General features: G+C 39.0%; 16 protein-coding genes and 1 pseudogene. 13 read left to right on the top strand and 4 right to left on the bottom strand.

The window, feature by feature from the left end:
- Positions 1-14 precede the first annotated feature (14 nt).
- The 4 genes and pseudogenes from fliW to CSV61_RS06745 all read left to right on the top strand — a co-directional run.
- The gene (gene fliW, locus CSV61_RS06760) at positions 15-500 is read left to right on the top strand and encodes a flagellar assembly protein FliW (protein ID WP_099638582.1); all 486 of its coding nucleotides are present in this window, start codon (positions 15-17) and stop codon (positions 498-500) included.
- Between the two features lies 1 nt (position 501).
- Positions 502-723 carry a carbon storage regulator CsrA gene (gene csrA / locus CSV61_RS06755; protein ID WP_099638581.1) on the top strand — a complete coding sequence of 74 codons (222 nt, stop codon included), beginning with the start codon at positions 502-504 and terminating at the stop codon, positions 721-723.
- A 216-nt stretch (positions 724-939) separates the two neighbouring features.
- A complete protein-coding gene (locus CSV61_RS06750) occupies positions 940-2,025 on the top strand; it encodes a flagellin N-terminal helical domain-containing protein (protein ID WP_099638580.1) in 1,086 nt (361 codons plus the stop codon).
- Positions 2,026-2,365: 340 nt separating this feature from the next.
- A pseudogene (locus CSV61_RS06745) lies at positions 2,366-2,479 on the top strand (flagellin); the annotation flags it as partial.
- Between the two features lie 419 nt (positions 2,480-2,898).
- On the opposite strand, the gene CSV61_RS06740 reads toward CSV61_RS06745, so the two are convergent.
- Entirely contained in the window at positions 2,899-4,812 is a 1,914-nt protein-coding gene (locus CSV61_RS06740; RefSeq protein ID WP_158233790.1) for a hypothetical protein, read from the bottom strand.
- Between the two features lie 116 nt (positions 4,813-4,928).
- Between CSV61_RS06740 and CSV61_RS06735 the strand changes: the two genes are divergently transcribed.
- The 7 genes from CSV61_RS06735 to CSV61_RS06705 all read left to right on the top strand — a co-directional run bounded on the left by CSV61_RS06735 (position 4,929) and on the right by CSV61_RS06705 (position 15,841).
- Complete coding sequence (locus CSV61_RS06735) at positions 4,929-5,156, top strand: hypothetical protein (protein ID WP_099638578.1); 228 nt, start codon at positions 4,929-4,931, stop codon at positions 5,154-5,156.
- 247 nt (positions 5,157-5,403) lie between these two features.
- Positions 5,404-6,981, top strand: coding sequence for a VPA1262 family N-terminal domain-containing protein (locus tag CSV61_RS06730; RefSeq protein WP_099638577.1), 1,578 nt, complete (start codon positions 5,404-5,406; stop codon positions 6,979-6,981).
- Complete coding sequence (locus CSV61_RS06725) at positions 6,974-7,564, top strand: hypothetical protein (protein WP_099638576.1); 591 nt, start codon at positions 6,974-6,976, stop codon at positions 7,562-7,564. Before CSV61_RS06730 ends, CSV61_RS06725 begins: the two co-directional genes overlap by 8 nt.
- Complete coding sequence (locus CSV61_RS06720; protein WP_099638575.1) at positions 7,561-9,465, top strand: hypothetical protein; 1,905 nt, start codon at positions 7,561-7,563, stop codon at positions 9,463-9,465. Before CSV61_RS06725 ends, CSV61_RS06720 begins: the two co-directional genes overlap by 4 nt.
- A 408-nt stretch (positions 9,466-9,873) precedes the next feature.
- Positions 9,874-10,713 carry a hypothetical protein gene (locus tag CSV61_RS06715; RefSeq protein ID WP_099638574.1) on the top strand — a complete coding sequence of 280 codons (840 nt, stop codon included), beginning with the start codon at positions 9,874-9,876 and terminating at the stop codon, positions 10,711-10,713.
- A gap of 661 nt (positions 10,714-11,374) precedes the next feature.
- A complete protein-coding gene (locus CSV61_RS06710) occupies positions 11,375-14,815 on the top strand; it encodes a flagellin (protein WP_099638573.1) in 3,441 nt (1,146 codons plus the stop codon).
- A gap of 285 nt (positions 14,816-15,100) precedes the next feature.
- Positions 15,101-15,841, top strand: a complete 741-nt coding sequence (locus tag CSV61_RS06705) for a hypothetical protein (protein ID WP_099638572.1) — start codon at positions 15,101-15,103, stop codon at positions 15,839-15,841.
- Between the two features lie 215 nt (positions 15,842-16,056).
- Here the strand turns inward: CSV61_RS06705 and CSV61_RS06700 are convergent, their stop codons facing one another.
- Genes CSV61_RS06700 through CSV61_RS06695 form a run of 3 tightly spaced genes read right to left on the bottom strand, consistent with a single transcriptional unit; the run spans position 16,057 to position 18,435 of the window.
- Positions 16,057-17,415, bottom strand: a complete 1,359-nt coding sequence (locus CSV61_RS06700) for a hypothetical protein (RefSeq protein ID WP_099638571.1) — start codon at positions 17,413-17,415, stop codon at positions 16,057-16,059.
- Between the two features lies 1 nt (position 17,416).
- A complete protein-coding gene (locus CSV61_RS16735; RefSeq protein ID WP_158233789.1) occupies positions 17,417-17,578 on the bottom strand; it encodes a hypothetical protein in 162 nt (53 codons plus the stop codon).
- On the bottom strand, positions 17,560-18,435 hold the full coding sequence (locus tag CSV61_RS06695) for a hypothetical protein (protein ID WP_099638570.1): 876 nt from the start codon (positions 18,433-18,435) through the stop codon (positions 17,560-17,562). The genes CSV61_RS16735 and CSV61_RS06695 overlap by 19 nt, the downstream gene beginning before the upstream one ends.
- A 399-nt stretch (positions 18,436-18,834) precedes the next feature.
- Here CSV61_RS06695 and CSV61_RS06690 point away from each other — a divergent pair, with 399 nt between their 5' ends.
- The gene (locus tag CSV61_RS06690; RefSeq protein ID WP_099638569.1) at positions 18,835-22,065 is read left to right on the top strand and encodes a hypothetical protein; all 3,231 of its coding nucleotides are present in this window, start codon (positions 18,835-18,837) and stop codon (positions 22,063-22,065) included.
- Positions 22,066-22,070: 5 nt separating this feature from the next.
- Positions 22,071-22,934, top strand: a complete 864-nt coding sequence (locus CSV61_RS06685) for a carbon-nitrogen hydrolase family protein (protein ID WP_099638568.1) — start codon at positions 22,071-22,073, stop codon at positions 22,932-22,934.
- Positions 22,935-23,437 lie beyond the last annotated feature (503 nt).

The following is a 23,437-nucleotide window of genomic DNA, read 5'->3' as shown; positions in this document are numbered from 1 at the left end:
AGGAGAGAAATCTAGTGACACAACAACTAAAAGAAATCCAAACCAAGTTCCACGGTAAAATAGAAGTAGATCTATCTAAAGCATGGCATTTCCCAAAAGGACTTCCAGGATTCGAAGAGGAAGAAGAATTCGTCATATTGCCAATCGGTGATAATCAGGAATTTCAAATCATGCAGTCGACTAGAGAAGCTGGTGTTGCATTCGTCGTAGCGAATCCATACAAGTTCGTAGAAGGCTATGACATCAAAGTAGATGAACCAACAGTCGATTTACTAGAAGTGAAAAGCCCAGAAGACTTAATGGTACTCGGAATTGTCTTCATTAGAGAACCATTTGAAGATTCTACAATTAACTTACAAGCACCACTACTGTTCCAAACAAACAACAGAAAAGCCAAACAAATGGTATTAAATGATAAGCGCTATCTTATCAAACATCCAATAGATGAAAAGAAATTGGATAAAATGAAAGAAAAAACAACTAGCGGAAAGAGTGAATAACATGTTAGTACTTTCACGCAAAGCGGGCGATACGATTAAAATCGCAGATAATATAGAAGTGAAGATTTTGGAAGTAAAAGGTGACACGGTACGGGTAGGGATTGAAGCACCTAAGTCAGTAGAAATTGTACGGGGTGAACTCATTCAGTCTATTAAAGATACGAATACTGAATCATTGACGCTAGATCTGGACTGGTATAAAAACTTGAAGGATAACAAATAAAACATGGTGACGTCATCACAATAACCAATACAAGTCACTTAATCTCCACATTTCAAATAAATTGAAAAAGATTTCAATAAACTACTAAACACTCTAGTCACGCATCCGATATTAGTAGTGTAAGCGGCAGAGAGCGTCCGGCCGGTGCTCAAAACCGTAAAACAAATAAGGGACACAAGGACGTGTACCCAACAAACACTCAAGGAGGAAATTATAATGATTATCAATCACAACATGGCAGCAATGAATACGCACCGCCAACTAGGTTCAAACAACGCAGCAGCAGCTAACAACATTGAGAAGTTGTCTTCGGGTCTAAAGATCAACCGTGCAGGAGATGATGCAGCTGGACTAGCAATCTCTGAGAAAATGCGTGGACAGATCCGCGGTTTGGATATGGCTCAAAAAAACTCACAGGATGGAATATCTTTAATCCAAACAGCTGAGGGTTCTTTGAACGAAACACACGATATTCTACAGCGTATGCGTGAATTAGCTGTTCAAGCAGGTAATGATACAAATACGGGGAATGACCGTAAAGAAATTCAAAAAGAATTAAATTCACTAACTTCCGAAGTAAATCGTATCGGTAATGCTACAGAGTTTAATACCCAGAAACTGTTGAATGGAGATAAAGCGTCTCAGTATACATCTAAGTCCAATATAGAAGTAGATTTAACAGACATGACAGGTGGAAAAGTCACTGTAATGGGCAAAGAAATAACTTTTAATAATAACATTTCAGATACTGGTGATGACATCGCAGCTGCAATTAATGATGATGCTGAATTGTCCGCTAAATTTACTGCAACTAATAATGCAGGTATAGTTACAATTGAAACTAACAAAAATGCATCTTCTGAAGGTTTGACAGCAGATCTTTCAGGCGCTACAGATATTACTGGCGTAGTAACGACAACTGAGGGCGACTTTGATGATACTAACGTACTGAATTTCCAAATAGGTGCCAATGAAAATCAAAGTTTGAAAGTGGATATTTCTGATATGCGTGCGAGTGCACTAGGGCTTACTAATGCAGGTACTGGAGCTGGACTTGGTGTTACTGATGGAACATCAAGTACTATTACAGAACAAGCCCTTGATGTTTCTACACATGATAATGCTGCAGCAGCAGTAACTAAGATCCAATCAGCAATTGATCAAGTATCAGGTGAACGCTCAAAATTAGGTGCCACACAAAATCGTCTAGAACACACAATCAACAATCTCGGAACTTCTTCTGAAAACTTAACGTCTGCGGAATCACGCATCCGTGACGTGGATTATGTCTTAGCTGCGTAAGAAGTGAAAGACACAGTCGTCCTGACTGGTAACGGTCAGAGAGTACGACCGGGTGAATTGCTGGAAACCCCTGAAACTGTTCTTGCTACAACGTAACTGGAAACGGTCAGCGTGAATGCTTGAAAAAAGAACAGATTGGGCAATCAGCAGCCAAGCTCCTGTCTCGAAAGAGTGGAGAAGGTTCAACGACTAGGATAGACCATCTAAGGCATAAGCTATGATGATGAAATCCGTAGGAAACACAAGACTGAGTAGTTTGTGAATCCGAAGTGCCCGGCCCCTACCGATAGCGGAGGGTGAAGATATAGTCTAGTCATTAGTGAAAGCTAATGTTCGCACGATGGCGAAAGAGATGATGGACTTTACGAAGAACAACATCTTAACTCAAGCAGCACAAGCAATGCTTTCTCAATCGAACCAGCTTCCGAACGGAGTATTACAACTCCTTCGATAAACGGTTCAGGGACGCCTATTCGGTAACGGATAGGACGCATAACTGGGTGAATTGCTGGAACCTCCTGAAGTCCACTTTCCGACAACGCAGCTGGAAACGGCAAACGTGAACGGTTGAAAAAAAGTGGAATTGGACAATCAGCAGCCAAGCTCCTGTGAGGAAACTCTGGAGAAGGTTCAACGACTAGGATATACCGTCTAAGGCAAATCGCTATGACGATGAAATCCGTAGGGTGTCAAATGACATTCGAAGTGCCCAGCATCCTAGGTATTTAGGTTCAAGGATGGAGATATAGTCTGACCCTATTAGAGACAATAGGACTAGTTGCAAGCAAATCAACAGCCTCAGGGCGTACTACAACTATTACGTTAATGGTTAATAAGAACTATAAAAGAGACTTCTTACGAGAAGTCTCTTTTCTATAATGTTTTTCGATTTCGCAGTTCACGAATTTTGTAAACTATTGACCAATAGCTACGACCAAGTGCATCAGCTATTTGTTGGTCGGTGTTACCAGATTGTTTCATCTGTTTGATCGTTTGTATTTCATGCAAAGTATAAGGCAGTCTACGTTCCCTGGAGCTAGTCAGTAGTTGATAGTCTTCATATTTTTTATGCCATCTTTGTTTCTCGATATAGTAGCGGTAATGCCAATTCGTTTTATAACTCATTGAAGGACAGGTAATTGCTGCGGGTTCTATATCCTGTAGAAATAATAATGTATCCGCTGTTTTACTCGTACGTAAATAGTAACCATTGCCACTCGGAGTTTTTGTGAGGATAAATTCAGCAGTAGTTAATTTTTTAATTTGTTCTTTTAGTAATGACAATTCATCAAATGTGAAGCATTGTAAATAGAGAGCTATGTGAGGAGTAATATAAATCTTTTTATGATTATGATTCACTCGAGTGCTTAGCAGTAACGATCCATCATCCATATAGATTGTTGCAAGACTATGCACATTAGTTAAATTGTCGAGTTGGTTTGGCGGCAAACGTTTGGTTCTTCTATTATATTCATTTTTCTTGCTATAAAACTCAGCTTGCAAGTTACTCCATAAATTCTCGATTTTTGAATTGATCACAGTAGCTTCAAGATTAAATGTAAGGTAAGGATGAAGCTTCATTACTTTCCAGGCACGGTAGTCATATTGTTTGATAGAAAAATGTTCATAATAACTACTTCTGATTCCTTTGGTTTTTGTAGGGAGATGTGTCAGCATGCCATCTCCAATAATTGATCCCAGCATAATACTTTGCTGTGTAGTCGAAAGATCATCTAACGTATTCAGCGGTCGCGGTGATATGCTGTTATGCTGATGGAAACACTCTTGCACAATCTCACCCAACGTTAAACCTGTCGAAGCTTGGACAGAGCATAGAGCGTGTTGATTTTCTTCAGTCAGGCTCACTTGATAGCGTGTAGATTCATTGTTCTCTTGCCTCGCGTAATTTAATCTTTGGAAGTTGTTGCTCGTTACTTGGATAGAAGAGGCGTATTGCTGAATCATTTGATTGATTTCTTTTGTAGGTGCAGGAATAGATATTTGGTTGGGCAGTCGTATAGTTGTTCGTTTTGAAACTGGTTTGTGAACTGCTAGGTCTTTTACTTTATAAGCGAACAAGGGATGGATCCAAGGCGTTACTATACTTAGGAAGTATTTGATTTGCAATTGGTCATAGAGTATTAATCTCTTCTGTCCATCTATCGCGAACAGCAAATTAAATTTACTATTCATTACATATTGCAGTAACCGAAGCTCTTCGTCAGTCCATTGCTCAGTAGAAAGAATCAGCTTCTCGAGCGTTCCATTATCTTTCACTTTCAAGTGACCGCAGTCCTGGTACCACCACGTGAGAGTTTGATCGGTCATATGCTGTTTGACAAAATCGAGAGGTATACCCTTGAAGCTGTTCTGATACCAATCGGAGTATAACGCATCAGCAGTCGCACAGGGAGCAGATTCGATCACTACACGCTCTGTGAAGCCGAGTTTACTTCGTGTATCCGTAGTTTGTTCTTTCTTTATAACGAAGTTCGGTAAATAGGCTTGTAACTGTTGATTACAGGAATGAGCCCATTCAGTATGCTTTGTATGGAATGTGAAGCGGAAATACTTATGGCTAGTTGAGGAAGAAATAATACGTCCACTGCCGAGCAACAATGCACATAGCAAGCTGTTTAATTTTTTTGTAGAAAAAGGTAGCGAATTTATTTTCTGATTACTATTTTTACAATTGGCGGTGTATTGCTCCTTTGCAGCATTACCATCTTCAAGTAAAAAGCCGTAAGATCGTGAATGAGTAGAGTACTTCAATGTTCCAATCGTCATAGCGAGCCCTCCTATAAGATAAGAATACATGTTCTTATTATATAATAGTGGAAGGGTAATAGCTAATTATAATCTGATAATTGAACTGACATGTAAGTGTAAAGGAGGAGTAGCAAATGGCGGATCATTCAGAAGAACTCGAACGGTTGAAAGAACAACTTGAGCAGGTTAAGCAGCAGGATCGGATATTGGAAGAGATAGAGAAGCGGTTGTATAAGATGAAAGAGATTGCGAAGTATGCTTCGAGGTTTCGGCTAAGTGGGGAAGAAACGTTGGAGTTAGAGAAGCAGATCGAGGGGCATAAGGCTGCAATTGAGTCGTTGCAGAATTATTTAGACGTGTAAGTTATCATCTACACGTTTATCATTTATCTTGAAAAAGTAAATCATTGAATGTAGCAGTTGATTTAAATAGGGCGGTACTGTTTTATTATGCATTACACAACATATGTAGGAAGGATTGTCAACACTAAACTGGACACCATTTATAAGGTCTTTAATCTGAATTCCACTGGACTTTGATAGTCAAGCGTGCCGTGTATTCGAATTGTGTGACGCACAGGTAATTAAAAGTGAAGAGGAGATGTTACAGATGTTACTTCCTGAATTATCTTTATACGATCGAACGGAAATAACAGTAGCGTGGATACGTGATAAAGTATCTGGCCAAAATTTAAATATTCTCACTGTCATTGAAATATGTCCAAAAGAGCAGCCGATTTCCGAAGCGATTTTGCCAAATAACGAAGATCTTATTTATTGTAAAAGAATTAATAAAAATATGAGTTTATATATTGCAAGAAAGTACGACTTATCTCCAATCGAAGCATTAGAGTTTTTTAGAGGTAATGAAAATCTCCAGACAATAGTAATTGAAGGAAGGGAGTTAAAGTTCCCGGCAATTGGACATTTAGAGCTAGAACCACCCAAAGAAGTCCCATTGCTGATCTCGAGCAATTTACATCCTGATGACCGTGCGCTTTCCAACATATTACCGAAACGTCCTGTTGACCAGCGTGTGTCCTCATTAATGGATGTCAATGGCTCGGCTCTAAATAGAATAGGTCATAAAAACTTAGGAAAGATAACGGCTGCTATTAAGGAGGTTTTATTTGTAGATTTGATCAAGTATCAAGAATATATAGGTTCTTTTTTATTTTCTATGCCAAATCCTTACTTGCGCAATCATTCTATTCGATTACATCATGAACAAACAGCTGTCATTGTTGAATTTTATTTACGTCATGGAATGGATCTAAAAGGCGGAGAAATTGAGCTGGTTGATGAAAGAAGAGGAGGACAGGGTTTTGTTAAAAAAATTTCTATTGAACAAACAGTCCATATGATCCCAATTCCGTATTCGCCAGAAAAACTGAGAGTAAGGATATTTAGCCCGGAAGGCGTCCTGATTAGTGAGGAGGCTTCGCACTTTTTAATGAATATACATGTGAATATGCAATTAGCGGGGCCAACTCGTAAAATTCAGGTAACTGGAGAAGATGGCACCGCAAAAGAACAGTTTGAAGTTAAAACATTTTCCAGTGACAATATAGACATTTTGCAAGATAAAGAACAATCTCTTCATCAAAAGCTTGCCAGTGCTGAAGAGAGCAGGATGATGAATCAACTTGAAAGTCAAAGAAAATTCATTTATTTTCCAGGAAACAATGAAGATTCTAAGCAAAAGGCAACGGAAATTATTCGTGAGCTGATATCTCGAACCCGTGAGAGGTGTGTGATTTGTGATCCTTATTTATCTGGCAAGGATGTCGTGAGGTTTGCTACGCATGTCCGAAGCAGGAATGCGGATATTCAGTTATTAGGGTCAGCAAAACACCTGACAGAAAAAGCAAGCGACGGATATGTAAATGGAGAACTGCTTCACTCTGCAATCAGTCAGCTGAGTAAACACGATAAAAGCTTGCGAATAGAGTGCCGGGTTTTAAAAGGCAGAAAGAAAAGTCCTCTCCATGACAGATTTTTGATTATTGATGAGATTGTCTATATCTTAGGAAGCTCTCTCAATGAGTACGGATCGAAAGCCACGACTTTATTTAAAGTGCCTGATCCCCGACATATTCAGCGACAAGTTGATAGCTGGCTTAAAGAATCACCTTCTTTAGAAGAGTGGATTAGTGCAAGAACGAAAGAGGCAGATGCTGATGAGTAACGTGCTAAAACCCGGAGGAGAAGCAGAACTGAGTACCCCGAAAGGGCAAGAATTGAATTGTTCTACAGCCTCGGGACTTTGGTATTTTGATCATTTTATGGAAGCTGTAAAGCCGCCAGCAGTTTACAAGAAATTTGTAACGGAATCAAAAGAACGAATTTGGGTGTGGGATCCTTATGTTCGTGCTGGAGATGAAGTGCTATTTGAAGATGTGAGTAAAGAAGTGGATATCCGTATCTTGACAAGCGATGACATTAAGACAAAAATACCTTTGAAAACTGAGGAATTTATTGCCGGTATTTCTTCAGTTCAACAAAGTGCTCAATTTAAGTTGGAATTAAGGATTTATAATACCAATCCTAACGAAGAGAAAGGCGCCTTTCACGATCGTTATTTATTTGTGGATAAGCATGTGTATTCGGTCGGCGCCTCGATTCAGCATCATCGAAGAAGACTAACTTCCACCTCTATCCATCAAATACTGCAAGAGGACGCGAAAAGTTTAATTGAAGAGAAATTTAGAGACGTATGGAACCATCAAAATACTCAAAGTGCTATAACTTTAATCGGAGGGCGATTATGATTAGAGACGAGAGATTATCATTAAATCATTATTCAGTTATGCACCATAGAATTGAACTGGAAAAGAAGCGTAGTGAATATAGAGCGCAATATGATGTCAAAGTCTGGCGAGATGCCATTTTAAAAAGCGTACAGCGGATTATAAATCATTTGTTTGAAGATAAATTAGACCCGTTTGTATTTGAATCGTCTTTAAGTAGCGAAACAAATTATCATATTCAGATAGTAGAAGAATGGCTGAAAGACGGAACAGACATTATGTTTCCAAGAGAAGCTGAAATGGAGACGGTATTGAGCTGGTTTGGGGAGATATTGGCTGAAAATTCAGGAGCTGATTTCGTAACATGGGAAATACTTTTTGAACGAATATGCGAGAACCATATACTTGCACAAACTTGGATGCAATACTTGCCGATTGAAAGTATCCAAAAGAATGAAAATGAGTTAGCCCAATTACCAAATTTCACTGATCCTCTCGAATTAACAAATACGTGGGGATTGTACCATGATAAACAATACTGGAGTGGATTTAGCGAAAGTATGGAGAGTAAGAAAAACGATTCCCCCAACACTTGGGAATTTGTTAACAATACTCTGCGTTTCGACAACGAATTTATACACAAACCCATTATAGAACTCAAAAGCACTTTACTGTTTCGTTGTGATAAAAGTATTTGGGTGAAATGGCTAAGTGAATTACCGTTTTTGCAACTGAAAGACGCAGTTTTAGAAGCCTATTTAGATTTCGACTTACTTATTGAACTGCTTGAAATTAGTTTGAAGCAAAGCTGCGAAGAATTATCGGCTTTACTGATTTGGAAGTATCTCGATCTTGCAAAGCACATTACTGGAAATTTGGAAAAGTATTCAAGTGACAGATGGACAGCCAATGAAGCAGATAAGGAATTTGCAAAAGAGAATAAAAAGGAATTAGAAAAGTGGAAACAGCAAGAACTGCCTGAACGGATAACAGATATTGGAACTGTGCTTATAGATTCGGAAGAAACAAGGGGCACTCAGCTAGCTATTAATATATTGCAGACAATATCTATAAGAGGAAACAATAACGATCATATACATTCTACTGTTAGAAAGGTTTTTATAAGTAGGCTGGTGGATGATGAGGAAATTAAAGTTCATAGCATTTTAAATAAACCGATAACCGAAAGTTCTCTAATCTCTGCTACATTATTTCTTTACGAAAAAGATAGCAATTTGGAAAGTGAATCTACCAATTTATTATGGGATGCTTATTTAGAATTGTTGTTACGAGAAAGATTCTATTGGCACACTGAACTGAATAAAAACCAAGATGATTTTCTCTTGCTTTGGCTAATGGGAGGAATCTTAAGTGAATTTTTGGATTCTCAAAAAAAATTAGCAGAAGCCATGAAAGCAATAAATGCGGAGACTGAAGGATGGAGAGTTCAGCCGGACCTCATTTATGCGCTTAACAAGAAGGCTGTCCACTTGCTGATATGCGGGGCCATGTCAGCCGAATGGATGCATCAAAATCAAAAAGTACCGGAGGCGCAAGATATTTTTAACTTTGTATTCCATCAAATGAAACAGCGAATCCGATTGTTAACGAACCACGATCATGAAGAGTTCTATCCGCTGATTTTACAAGTATGGTCCAGACTTCCATCGATTTGCCCAGATGATTATGTACTTTTGGCTCAAGAGACCATAAATGAATTTGATAACTTGGATCATATTCTTTTATCTTTAACAATTCTCCGACAAAATATCTTGCGTGACAAAACAAAGATATTTGATCCGCAGCTAATCCAGCTGATGAAAACTAGCTTTGATGCTAAATTTCCGTTTGTAAAAATTAAATATGCACATTTGCCTGAACGGATTCAATGGTATGAGTCTTTTGATTGGTGGGAGGAATAGAGTTCTTTTCTGATATGCCTCAGGCTTGCTTGAAGAAATTAAAATATCATGCCTATGTATTGCATAACTCTGAAAAAACTCAGAATCGTTCTAGAGTTTTATACTACACAGGGAAAAATGTTTTTTTGGTAGATGAGGATGTAAACAAAGAAGTAATTGTTTTATCAAATAAATATTGTGCACCTGTGCATCACACAACTCCGACACTAGTCTAAATAGTTCTTGAGTTGTATGATACAGGTGCGCTAAACGACAATAAACTGAAGTTCAGCAACAGGGAAAAAATTGTCTACCTGTGCATCAAACAACTCGGACACTATTCTGAGTTGTTTGATACACAGGTAAATTTGTTTTTTTAACAGTCCGGCTTATTTTTACAAGCAGCACAAAAAATTGAGGAGGGGTAATGTGGCGGAGCGTGCTTACAGTATAGAATTGAAAAAAGACATAAGTGCAAAACAAGCGAGTGATTATTCGATTAAGGGAGAATTGTACGATATGCGGGCGTTTCAATGCAGCGATTCGAACTGTCAAATTCATATGACTTGTACCAACTGGAACCGAAAAGGGGTACGATACTATTTCACGCCTTCATCTCAAGACGAGCTGCATGTCATTGGTTGCAGTGAATTATCGACAAAGGAAATTAAAGAGCAGGAAAAACTCGAAAGTAACCTTGCCAAAGAATCTATTCGGAAAAACGGAATGATCAAGATGACGAAGTCGATGGGTAAAGCAAAAAGCCAAGATAAAACGGATATGAAAACTGAATTCACTGGTGAGAGAATGAATCAATCCACCAGCCCGACTACTAAGAAGAAAAGCGAAGCAAGACACGTTTATCCCATTGCCAGCTTCGTAAATTTATTTGAAGATGCTACAGTGGACAACGATTCCCAAATCGTCGCTATTGAAAAAGAACAAATATCATTGAATGATTTATTTATCCAAAGCAAAGCTAATTTTATTCCGTATGGATGTATGCGAATTATTTACGGGGAAGCGGTTATTAGAACCGCTGATTTCGGCAAAGATATGCTGGAAATTGAATTTCTCAACAGTAAATTGCCTAAAGTTTACTCTAATATAAAATCGATATCCAAGAATAAGTCTGTATCAGATGTGAAAAATCACCTAGACACAAACAAAACAGTAGTTGTCTATTATCGAGGCAAACTAATCAAAAATGGTTCTACTTTTAAGTTTGTGTCGTTCAATTATCAGGTCTTTAAGGATATCCATTTCTAAGGAAGTGGAAGGTCTATGATTTTTCCTTTAGTGAAGGATGCCTGTGTGAATAGTATGCTGAATCATGTAATGTAAAGATAAATATTGGATGAGCTATAGTCTTGGTCCATCTTATCTAACAAGAACTAAATGATCACATCTTCCAAGAGTTTACAGTTTGTGAAGAACTCTTTGAGAGAGTAATAGGAGGGAATGGAAAAATCTCTGGAGTCTATCCTGAATTAAAATGTTGAAGAAAACTATATGCCTGGGCTCTACTCATTTCATCCGCTCTAATTGAAGATTTTTGAAAGATAGTCTAACTCGTTAATTCGGGATACAGAACAGAATATATGAAATGTGCTAGTGATTCAGTTGATTTTGAAAGATGGATAGGAGACGAGATCTCTTGCTTTTATGCAAGTGCTGGCCATGCTTCGGCAGTCTCACAAGTTAAACGCCCGTAAGTCACAGATGCTTGTATAAAAAACGAACATGAACGTTTCGCATACAGGCGCTCAAAAATTATCCTCAGTAGCCTCTACTTTAGTTAGCCTCCTACTAAATCTCTCCAAAAGTAAAAACTCTCCATTTTCAACCGATATAATACCTATGTTAATCATACACACACAAATACATACTCAACAATAATAAAACATATCAAACGCGTGGAGGACTAAAAATGATGCTCATCAAAAACGGATCGTTTGGTTTACAGCGAAATATGAATCAAGCGAATGAGCGTTTGGAGAAATCGATGGGGAAGCTGTCTAGCGGGAAGCGGATTACGTCTGCTGCAGTGGATGCTTCGGGTTTGGCGATGAGTGAGAAGTTGCGAGCGTTGCAACGTGGATCCCGTCAGGCACTGCAGAATGTGCAGGACGCGCAGTCGCTTGTCCAAACAGCGGATGCGGCTATGCAAGAAATAACGGATGTGGTGCAGCGGATCCGAGAGTTGACGATTCAGGCGATGAACGGGACGAACACGGATACGGAATCGGGTCATAGTTCCCCGGATACGCTCATTATTCAGAATGAAGTGGATGAGCTGAAGAAGAATTTGCGAGATATTGTGCACAATACGGAGTTTAATACGCATAAAGTGCTGACGAATACGACGCCGGGGGAGTATGGGACCGCAGCCCGGAGTGTATCGGTGAATCGGTCTGCACAGACGGTTCAGTCTTCGGGGAATGCGCTGACGGGCATCAATACAGTAGAGTCTGAACCGAAAAAATATGCTTGGACAGAAAGGGTACAGTCGGATTCTGCAGTTATAAATGACAGTGTTTCTTTCGTGCCTCAGAAGGCAAAAGTGACGACAGTGCTGGATCACAAGCCGCAATGGTCAGCTGACGGCAGAAATATTATTTTCCAGTCATCCAGAGACGATGGGACTTACAGTGTACGCGCAGACGGGAGCACAGAGCCCGTGGCAGCGGAGTCATCCATGACAACGGCTGCTTCGCGCAAAATAGCGGGAGATTACCGACTACAGAACGCGGGTTCTTCACTGTATCTTCAAAAGCAGTCTGGAGGCAACTGGTCGACGGCAGCCACATATTCAAATTTCAATGCGATCGACGGTCTGCAAGGGTACAACTTTGCGCCCGGCACAGATCCGCAGGGAGATATTTCATTTGCGTTTTCGGATACTGACGGCAATATTTCCAAGGTAGTGATTGGAAAGAATGGCCATATCAGCTCTCCTGTAACAGTTATCCCGAACACCGATAAACTGAACCTTCCGCCCATCTATAATACGTTATCCATTGGCGGGACACCGGATCTATACCGGATGAATGAACAGAATGCCTCGCTCATCGTGCACAAAGTGACAGACGGCGGATCGCAGCGGCTTCTGTACTGGGACGGTACTGGTTCACCGCCTGACAGTGGATACTATACGGTGAACGGAGACAAGATCACCTTTCACAGAGACGCAATTCTTGGATTTGATCCGAACAGTGAAGATGATGCACAGGATTACTATACAGTTGATTATGTGCGGGGGAGCGGAGAGCCTTTTCACACGGAATCTATCCCGGGTTCTGCTCAATTGTATAATGTGCATGGAGAAGAGGGACCGGGCTCGCTTCAAATCAGAGTAGGGAACCGTACTGTCACTAAAGAGCAATTTTTATCTGAACGGCCAGCAGACGCAGAGAGTACAACCGGTGTCTACATTGACCAAACAACCGGCAGAGCTGAATTCTACGGTGATCTGCGTCCTGCATTTAATGAAACGGTCAGTATTCACTATATTCCTGACAGTGATGCCGACCGGACAGTGCAGACATATGTACTGCCTGATGAAATCGATACCTATAATCTTGATTCGAATGATTCATCACTGCCCAAGTCGCTTGCGGTATATGTAGGGTCGCGAAAGTTGTCGTACGACGAAGTGGACGGCTATACATATGACCCTGCCACTCGGCGCATTAGCATCCGAGGAAATGGCCGCCCCGATATGCTGAACGGCGAGTTGCTGCGGATTGAACACATCAAAGACACCAGCCAGACGACAAAAGAAGTTTACGGCATCGAATTAAAAGGAATCAAGCCGGAAGTGTTCAACCTCGGGCAAGCTGACGCGCCCAACTCGATCCGCGTATTTCGGGGCAATGAAGAAATCGATTATTCGGCAACGGATGGTTTTCAATACAATGTTGCTACCAATACGATTGAGCTGTTTGGCAATAGCCGACCTAACGTCGGGGACCAGTATACTGTCCATTATGTAGCGGTAGAGCAAGAGCCGAATAAGCTGGACGATAGGCTGGAAATCAAACTGAGCGGCACACCGGAACTTTACGATGCAGACAGCCCTGGTTATCCATCTACCTTGCGTGTCGCGATTGGCGGAAGGACGATCAGTTATGACGAAACGAAGCAAGACGGTTTTTATTATAATAAGCAGACAAATACTATTGAAGTGTATGGGAATAGTCGGCCGGACGCGAACGATCAGTCCATAAGCAACCCGCACATCTCTGTCACCTTCGTAACGGAAGCGGGGACGACGAATCTCTACAATAATTCTTATGATATCCAGATCCCGGCTGGTGGCACATCTTACGGGATTGAAGAAGGAAGCGACGCACCGAAAGGGTTGAAAGTCTTCCAAGGCCTGAATGAAGTTCCGTATGATGCTGAGAACGGCTATACATTTAATGCCGATACGAGAACAGTTTCCCTGCATGGAAGTTTCCGTCCTAGTGCTACTTCTCCTGCAGGCTCATTCAAAATTTTTTCCGTGCCTGAAACAGCCTTAAGTCGGTCTGTGCCTGCAGGTTCGACTGTCCATAAAGTCTTTGTCAGTGGCACAGAAATCCAGCCGGCTGAAGACGAGAACGGCGACGGATACGTAGTCGAACAGGGCATCGTCCGACTTGTCGGGAATGCCAGACCCAATGCGGTTTACAACCAGATCAACTATGCGGTAGACGTGCTCCATACAGAACCGCTCACTATGGAATTGCCGGTCCATCCACTGCTCACAGACGACAACTCTTATTGTGACCATGAAACCGGTACAGCCATGCCCGACGCAGAATTGGTTCCTGACTCGCAAACGATTCGGCTCAACGGCCAGGCGCTCTCACACGACCAGTACGAAATTAGCGGCGGTCGTATCACACTCGTCAACAACAAAGTACAACTTTACTCAGGAAGCAACACACTGAGCGCCGACTACCAGATCCGTCAAGGAATCCATTACGAAGACAATTCCTACACCTTCCAAGTAGGCGGTAACTCGGGCAACAGCAAAGTCTTGAATATCGCTTCCTTCGACAACATGCTCGTCGACATGAGCGCTGTCTGCGTCCGCACCGCTGAACATGCGGAGAAAGGACTCAAGATCATTGACCGGTCTATGAACTTTATATTAGGAGAGCTCGGAAACGTCGGAGCTGCAGAGAACAGCCTAGAGCATATTGCGGCGAACTTGCGAGTAGGAGAAGAAAGCATGATGGCTGCACTGAGTCGGATTGAAGATGTGGATGTAGCGAAGGAATTAATGAACAGTACGAAACTGCAGATGTTGACGCAGGTGGGACAGACGCTGGCTGGGCATGATAAGCAAAGGCATGAAGCGGTTTTGGGGTTGCTGCGGTGAGTGAATTCAAATACGGACCTGTGCATCACACAAAGTGAGAACTATTCTGAATTGTTCTCACTTTGTGTGATGCACAGGTAAACAAGATCAATGCATAGGTGCACCATACAAAAAGGAGTGCGTAACGCTTCCTGTTCGGAAAAATGTACCTTTAACTCAAAAACTGCTTACGATAGGGCTTGATATGGTGTATGGTTTTGAAGGCATGAAGTAGGTAAGTTGCGTTAGAGGTACATAGAGCTATTTCCATATTTATTGTATTATGTAAGTATGGAGGTGAAATATTTGAGAGAAAAACTTATTGAAGGCTTTGCCTTAGTGGCCGCAATAATCTTTGCTATAACAATTTGGGCATTATTAATCCAATTTATAGGAGTAGATAACGCCAATAAGGCCGCAATAAGCGGTGGTGTGTTAAGTATGATTGGGGGAATGGTTGGAGCCTTTTCTGCTTATTTTATCGCCAAAATGCAATTAACTAAGCAATTAGAGTTGCAAGACATAAAAGATAGAAATAGGATATTACTAGAAGTAAGAATGCATAAAGCGGAAGAGTTGTTAGATAACTTAAACAGAACAAAAACGGCTTTTTACAACTTGCAAGGTGCATGGACTAGTTTATTAAGGGATTATCTTGGGTTTATTAAAAATAGATTGGATGCAAAAACCGATTATGAAGTACTTAAAAACGAAGCTATTTTACTTGGCTTGGAGAAAAACAGAGATAAATTTATCCGGACCTATAACGAGTGTTACAAATACAAGCCTTACTTTAGGGAATTAATTACAGGTATAGAAAATGAACATGATGAAAGATTTAAGGATTTGACAATAGAGATTAACGATGTACTACTTCGTTTCGCCGGAGTAGACTATGAATTTTTAACGTATAAGGAATTGTATAATTCTATAGAGGAAAAGATAGAGAAGGTAAACGCGGATTTCCTTGACATCGATAATCTTATAAAAAATCAAATTAATAACTCTGAACAAAATGTTGTTTTTTTGATAAAAGAGTTTAGTTAAAATGATTGATGTATTGATAGTGTAACGCACCTGTGCATCACACAACTCGAGAGCCATTCTGAATAGTGTCTGAAATGTGTAAGGCACAGGTGCACGTTTGATAATAACATGCCATGACGGCATTTGATGTCTTGGTACCAGGTCCTCACGCAAATCTCGTTTAGTTCAGAATCGTTTATTAATTATGTCAGGGCCTGTATTTAATAAAGTAACCTTCACAAATCCAAAACCCCGTCACTCAACATAAATTCCTCAAATACCTCAAACGTCTCATACTCAAAACCAACACTCAACCCCTCCGCTAACGCAACAATCGCCTGTTCAGTTATACTATCGTCCAAAACAGCAACATCCACCAACTTCTTCAATTCCGCAAAAGTAGTCTCATATTCTTGATAGTAGGAAATCAACCGTTCTTCTTCAGCTTTTATTTCCAAAATCATTGCGGCAGACAGTTCCTCAGCTTTTTGTCTCGCTTCTATTGTCAGCTGCAGATCCTCTCTGGCATTCGCAAACACGCTGTACAGCTGCTTCATTCCAATTAAAGCGACAGTTGCAGACACGGCTGCTCCGATTGGTCCGAACAATGCAGCTCCTGCGGCGGTCATGACGATACCCGAAAAACAAGTCAGCGCATTAGAACCAAGTCCTTCGACCAGTTCCTCCGTGGATATTTTTCCCGATAGAAACTGATAACCCAGTTCAGTCGTGCTTATGGCTGCACTGGCAAGTGTAGTGACAATGTTGCCGGACATGAGCGGATGGTTCTTGCCCAAGTATTTCAGACCATAGGCCACCCCGCTGACTACTGCACCGCGGGCAGCACTGTAGGCTGCAGCCTTGCCGGTTTCTTTTGCGCTGAATTCCTTATTGAATGCTCCCTGAGCGGCAGTGATCGTACCGCCTACGAAAGCTCCTGCCAATACTCCGCTGACCATTGCATTCCGGGCTCCGTTGAATAATTCGGCACGGTTCATGGCAGACGTGTAGCTGTTAGGATCTTCAGCTGCCTGCAGTGCTTCTTTATGAGTCGTCCCCCCGCTTTGGATATCACCATATTCCGTCTGCCCTTTGACGGAACCGTGAGCGTCTCGGTAGTTCTGTGCGTAAATTCCCTCCGTATTCATCCGCTTCTCAATGAGTTCATTTACTTTATCCTCATTTTCTTTGTTGACGAGTCGGTCCATACCGTTGTATTTCGGTTTGGCAATGGCATGAGTAGTAGCAGCGGCTTTCTCGTAAGATTTTGCTTGTATTTCTTTCATTACATCGCCGTTAGCATTGCGGATCAGCAGATCGGCCGCAGCATGCGGTTCTCCAAGCTGATCGGTTGTGACCGCGCGCAGTAAATTGCCTGCTTTTGCGGAGGCTGCATTGAATTTAGTCATCTCGATAATTTCAAACATGCGACCCTGCGTATAACTTGAGGCACAATTTTCATATTGTTCGGCGACTTTCTGTAATCGTTCGGAGCCTGCTACAGTTTCAATCAGCGCATTACCCTGGCGTTCAATAATCTCGCTGACTACTTGTCCTGCGATAAAGAATATCTCTGACTGGCGTAAGGAAACCATATTATCCCTCCTGTATAGTGGTGAATTTCTTTTTATTCGCAGTGATGACTGAGTGAATGTGGGGAATTAACTCACCTTGCTCGTCGAGAATTGTCGTATTCAAAATATCCCGCATGATGACGGCTAATTTATAACTGTTATGAATCACTGTTTTTTCATCCATTTCATACCCACGAAGTCAGCGCCTTTACTTTGCATGATTTCAGACATTTTATGAATAGTAGCTGACAGCAGCAGGTCTGTACTCTTTGCCAAATTACGCATGCTAGCGGTCGTGCTAGTAATCTGTTCCATAACATTTGTGGCGGCCTGGAGTTTCTCTATTTCCGCCTGCGCCTCTGCCTGTCGGCCGTACATCTCCTGCAGTTTCTTTTCCGTCGAAGCTGCAAAAATCAAGCTGCCAATTGCCAAAGCAGGGGCCAGTGCAATACCGCCCAGCACCAGTGTCCCGTCCGCAACACCCAGTCCGCCGGCAGCCAATGAACCGCCGCCAAGGAAAGCAAGCGTTGCATTCTGTGCCGCAATCCCGCTGAGGGCTACTATTGCTGTGCCGGTAGACGCAGCAGCAAACGTAGTTGTAGCTCCTAACGCACCCATCGCCGCCAGTCCACCGCCAGCCAATGATGCGATACCCGCTGCCAAAACTTGTCCGGCTTTCACTACTTGTTTTTCAATAGTTAAAACAAACTGCTCTATTTCACTATTGGAAACAAACTCTTCCGTAACTGCCTCATTTGTGAAATTCACGTGCTTGATCTGTTTGAATGTCTCTACAAAATGCTTCATGGAACCGTCTAAAATTTCCAGCTTCAACAGCCCGTATATCTCAAACTCTTTATTGGTCGCATCTCGAACACGCTTAAACTCTTCGTAGACTTCATTATATGAAGTCTCTAGTTCACTTGCCAACTGCCTTGTTTCCTTCATATTTTTAACAGAATCATAGCCCTTCTTGCCAGCCAGTGCTGTCGACGCAGCAGTAGCCCCCAGAACGATCAATGGAATTAAAGGTAGCGGCATAGTCATTACCTACTATCTAATTATTTTGTTGTTATAAGCCTTTTATGACATAGAAGGGCGGGAAAGTAGAGGGCTATTTTCTTCGAAGTGATGAACTGGAAGGAGGTTTTTTGTGTATATGAAAGAGTGGATATAGATACGTTGCCTGTTGTCTATGTTTGAAACCTTTCGTCATATATATACAGGATTGTGGTAAAATTAGTGTGAGACGATATGACTAATTAAGTGGATGGATTTAGTGGAGAGTACATATGTGAAAAACTAATATGGAAAAAGGGAAGACGGCTACATCAGTATTGTGCATCAGCGCATCCCACAACTTGAGAGTTATTCTGAATAGTGTCAGAGTTGTACGATGCACAGTTGTGCAAAAAATCAAAACGTTAGTGAGGTAATTTTATGAATGAAAAAACGTACCTAGATTTCTTATACTTTGGTTACAAAAAGGCAAAACACTTTGTGACTGTAGAAACTAGCTTTACTGATCAAGTAGATATACTTTTATTTGAAAAAGATTTGAAGTCTAATATTGAATATCTAAATGAATTATTAAAAGCGCCTGAAGAGTTGCATTCAGAAATTAAGGGAATGGAAGCCTACCTTTACTTCTTTCCGAAATCAAATGGTCCAAACGATGAAGTGAGAATGAGACCAAAAGTGTCTTTTCCTTTTAAATATCAAGTTTTATGGGCAACGGTGATTCTAATTATAGGTGAATGGTTCGATACGAACGAAAAGATAAAGAATACATATTCTATCTGTGATGAAAATACACGGAAACAGTTTGATTGGATGGTTCCTTGGAGTTTTAATGGGAGATTAAAACGTTTAAATGGTTCTCATGGGGAAGACGATAATAATACTTGGTCTTCAAGTTACATTCATTATAATGATAAAAGATTATATGAGAGCCATCAGATGGCTTTAAGAAAATTTAATGCGTATAAATTAAATGAAATAGATAAAATGATGGCTGGAAGAAACAAAATATTTATAGGTGAACTTGATATAAGAGAGTTTTTTCCAACATTAAAAAAAGATTTTGTGAAAAAAGCATTGAGAAAGAGATTGTTAGAGCTTCAGAAAATTAAAGGATTTGACACAAAACACTTTGATATCAAAAAGATTCTTACAATTATAAATGCTCTTTTGCAAATTCAAATACTTTATCCAGATAAAGACGAAATCAGTCCTGAGTATTTGAATATACTAAAGAGTTTATACGAACAGTTAAATGATAAAGATGATTTTAATATTGATAATTTAGTTTCATTTTTAAATTCTACTTTACCTTTAGATTTAATCGCTTCTAATTTTTTATCCAATTGTACTTTAAATTATTTTGTGGATATTCAAATCCAAGCCGATATACGAGAAGCAAATAAGGTGGGCGATATATCTGTACTTAGATATACAGACGACTATACGTTCATTTCTAACAATGAAAAAGACATAATTGAGTACATTGAAAAAGTTAAAATGAAAATGAAAACTATTGATTTAGAACCCTCTCTTTCTAAGACATTACCAACTGACAATAGCGAGATTTTAAAGATTTTGAATCAGTTACAAGATACAAATAAGGCAGCCCCAGCCTATGTAGAAATATTAAAAAATGAAATTAAAAGTTTGAAGGTTAACCCGGCTAACTATGATGAGAATTTAAAAAAACAACTAGTCTGGCTAGGAATTACAATATGTCCAAATGTAATAGTTGAAAAGTGTATAGAAACTAGTCACATAACTAAAAGTGTATCTACAACAGTTGATATAAAATTAAAAGCCTTAAGCGATCAAGAGCTAGATATGTTTATTCAAGAAATGTTATTTTATATGAGTGCTGACAATGATCTTGGAGAGTTAAAAGAAGAAACAGTAAAAGTATTTGCTGCTTGGAGATTAAAGAATTCATATAACGAAATAATTTGCAGAACTACTCTAAAAAAAGAACAGCTTAAAAAGTTTTTTTGTTTGTTGATTGAAGCAATAAAAAAATATCCTTACAAGATGGGTTTTTATGATGTTTATGTGTTGATGATTCTAAAGTTAATTGAAGATCAAGATGATGGTTATGAGGAATTTAAAAGTTTTTTATTAGGATTATCTAAAAATGTAGAGTATTCAAATGGAGTAAATTCAATATATTTTTCTACTATCAGATCCAGAATTATGAATATAATGTCTAATAATTGGTACGCATTTACAAACGACCAGAGAAAAAAGTTAATAAAAATTTTTGATGAAGTGTTCTTACAATGGTATGCCGTTCCTTTTATTACTTGGACAGAAAAATGTGAATTATATTGGTCGTTCTCTATTATGAGATTGAGACTACCGCTTCAACTATGTAAAATATCTAACGTATCACCAAGTAACCTCAAAACCTTATGCTATGCATATGATAAATATATTTTCCCGTATCCAGGAAGTAACAATGTATTAAAAAACAACACCTCAGAAAATGCATTGATGGTAGGGATCAAAATGTTAAAAGAGGGATTATATTGGGATAAAGAAGTAAAAGAATATGATTTTGAAGAAATAGATCATGTTATTTATAAAATATTAAAGAAAGACATACTATCTGAAGATAACGTAGATATTAGTAATTGGCTCTCTTTTGCGAAAGTATCGTTCAAATACTTAAATAAAGAATTGTTTTATAAGCTTGATGAAATAACTAAAGGTAATGACTTGAGTACATTACTGCAAGATCAAAAAAAAGAATTATACTTTGAGGTGCAAGAGTTTATACACTATAGTATAAAAAAATACTTTGAAAACCCTAAAAAGTTTAAAGGTATTTTTGAATGGTGTGAAGATGAAAACAACAACGGAGTAAGTGAGTCTCCATACAAATCGTTTGCACAAGAAAGATTTGAGTCTTTCAGTAGGATTAGAAAGTTTTATTCGGTTACAGATGACCGTTCTGTTTATTTACCAAAGCAACATAAAGATCCTAATGAGAAAACGTCAATTGCAGATTGGATATTTTACTGTGAATTGTTGCCGTATAATCTAGAAATGATAACGGCAAAGCAAAATGTCTTACACTCTCTAGCTGAATATGAATATGTGAATTTATTAGTCTTAATAATAAAAAGAAATATTAAGGTTTCTAAAAACAAGGCCAATAATGTTTTTGATGAAAATAATTTATATAATATAAAGATTGACTTTAATGATTGGGAAAGCGTTCGAAATGAGATATTTATAGAAAACTTTAATAAAAATTTGGATGTAGATGTATTGGATACAAAATATTACGCAAAGTTGCTGTTTTCAATGCTAACAAATAGACCTGTTCATAGCCATATTACAAAAGAATATTCATTTTACAAATGGAATGATTTACAAAGTTACTTTGAGTTAACTTATTATCCATCTTCGAAAATCGCAAGTTTTTTTGTTGATAATTTGAATATTCATCAAGGATTTTATCAAGATATTTATGGAGCGCCACTTGAAAGACTCCCTTATCGAGATGTTTCCCGTTCTAAAAGTTATAATAATGATATTTTAGATTTCATTAATGATTATTTTGTAAACATCAAAGATGAATTAATTACAAAAAAATACAATAGAAAATTGGAATTACTAGAGATAGATACAGATCAGCTAAGGAGGTAAAAGATATGAAAGAAAATATTAAAGTGACAATTGGGCAGATTGGTAATGATAATTTTTCTGATGCAGATAAACTCGATCCTAATAATGGCTTAAGCTATAAATATCCAAAGGTTATGTGGGAGAAAATTCGAAAAGCTATCGAAGTGGCTAAAGGGGACAACTCAGACTTTCTAATACTCCCAGAGATCACAGTTCCAAATAGTTATATTCGATCTCATATTCCTACTTTATGTAATGAAAACGATCTTATAATAATCGGTGGGGTAGAGTTCCATCATAAAAAGACAGTTAATGGCAAGAAATTTATTCAGAATGAAGCATTTATTGCAGTTCCAGGTCCAAAAGCAGAACTAGGTATGAGAGAAAAAGCAATGGTTTGGAGAATACCTAAAATTTATCCTGCTACAACAGAAGAAGCCGCCATAAAAAAGGAGGGATATTACTTTTTACCTGGAAGTAAACTATATTTATTTAAAAGTAAAGAGTTTGGAAATTGGGCAGTATTGATTTGTGTAGATTATCTAAATTTACCTATTCATCAAATTCTGCAAAAGAAAATCCAAACGTTGTTTATAGTTGCATTCAATCCGGATTTAAATTATTACTATTCAATATCAGATTCCTTGCACAGGATTTTATATTGCAATATTGTTGTTTGTAATATATCTAATTTTGGAGGTTCACACGTTTATACGCCGTACCGAGAGGCTTACAAAAGGGAAGTGATGAAACTTCATGGAAATAAAGTAGAAACCGCAGTAACAATACAATTACCTTTAAAAATTCTTAAAGAAATACAAGAAGCTTCTCGTGATAAACAATTTGAAGGTTTTATCAAGAAGCCTTCGGACTATGAGTATCTAAACTAGAGTTCCGATTTGTCTTGTGACACAGAATCCTTTACAAGTTCCATCACAACTCAGAAACTCTTCTGAATTGGGTTAAAGTTAAGTGAGGATCTAATAACTTTCGCTAGTGTAGGGTACTGGTGTGAAAAACTAACATGAATATTGTGGTAAACACGATAGTTCAAACAATCAAGAAAGTTTGCTGTACAGGTACTGAAAATTAAGACGGTTTCTGAGAATCGAAAAAACATGTGTCTTTTCAGTAGTCCCAAACCGTCTTCCAGTGTTAGTAAAATATAAATATAGCTATAACAGTCAATATAATAATCACGGGTAATGATAAAACATAAATCCACAGCAAATTGGAAAAAGATTTTTTGCTGTTGTACTTTTTCTTCTTAGAATCCGTACTAGAATTAGCAATAGAGAGAGTCAAAATCAGTCCGACAACCAAAACAATAATAACGAGAATCATGGCTACGATAAGGCCCAAGTTGATGATGTCCTCCTTTTAAAAAATAAAT

Source organism: Sporosarcina sp. P3 (genome assembly GCF_002743415.1).
Classification (GTDB): domain Bacteria; phylum Bacillota; class Bacilli; order Bacillales_A; family Planococcaceae; genus Sporosarcina; species Sporosarcina ureae_A.
Note: the sequence above shows the minus strand (reverse complement) of the source record. Positions and strands in the feature narration are given on the sequence as shown.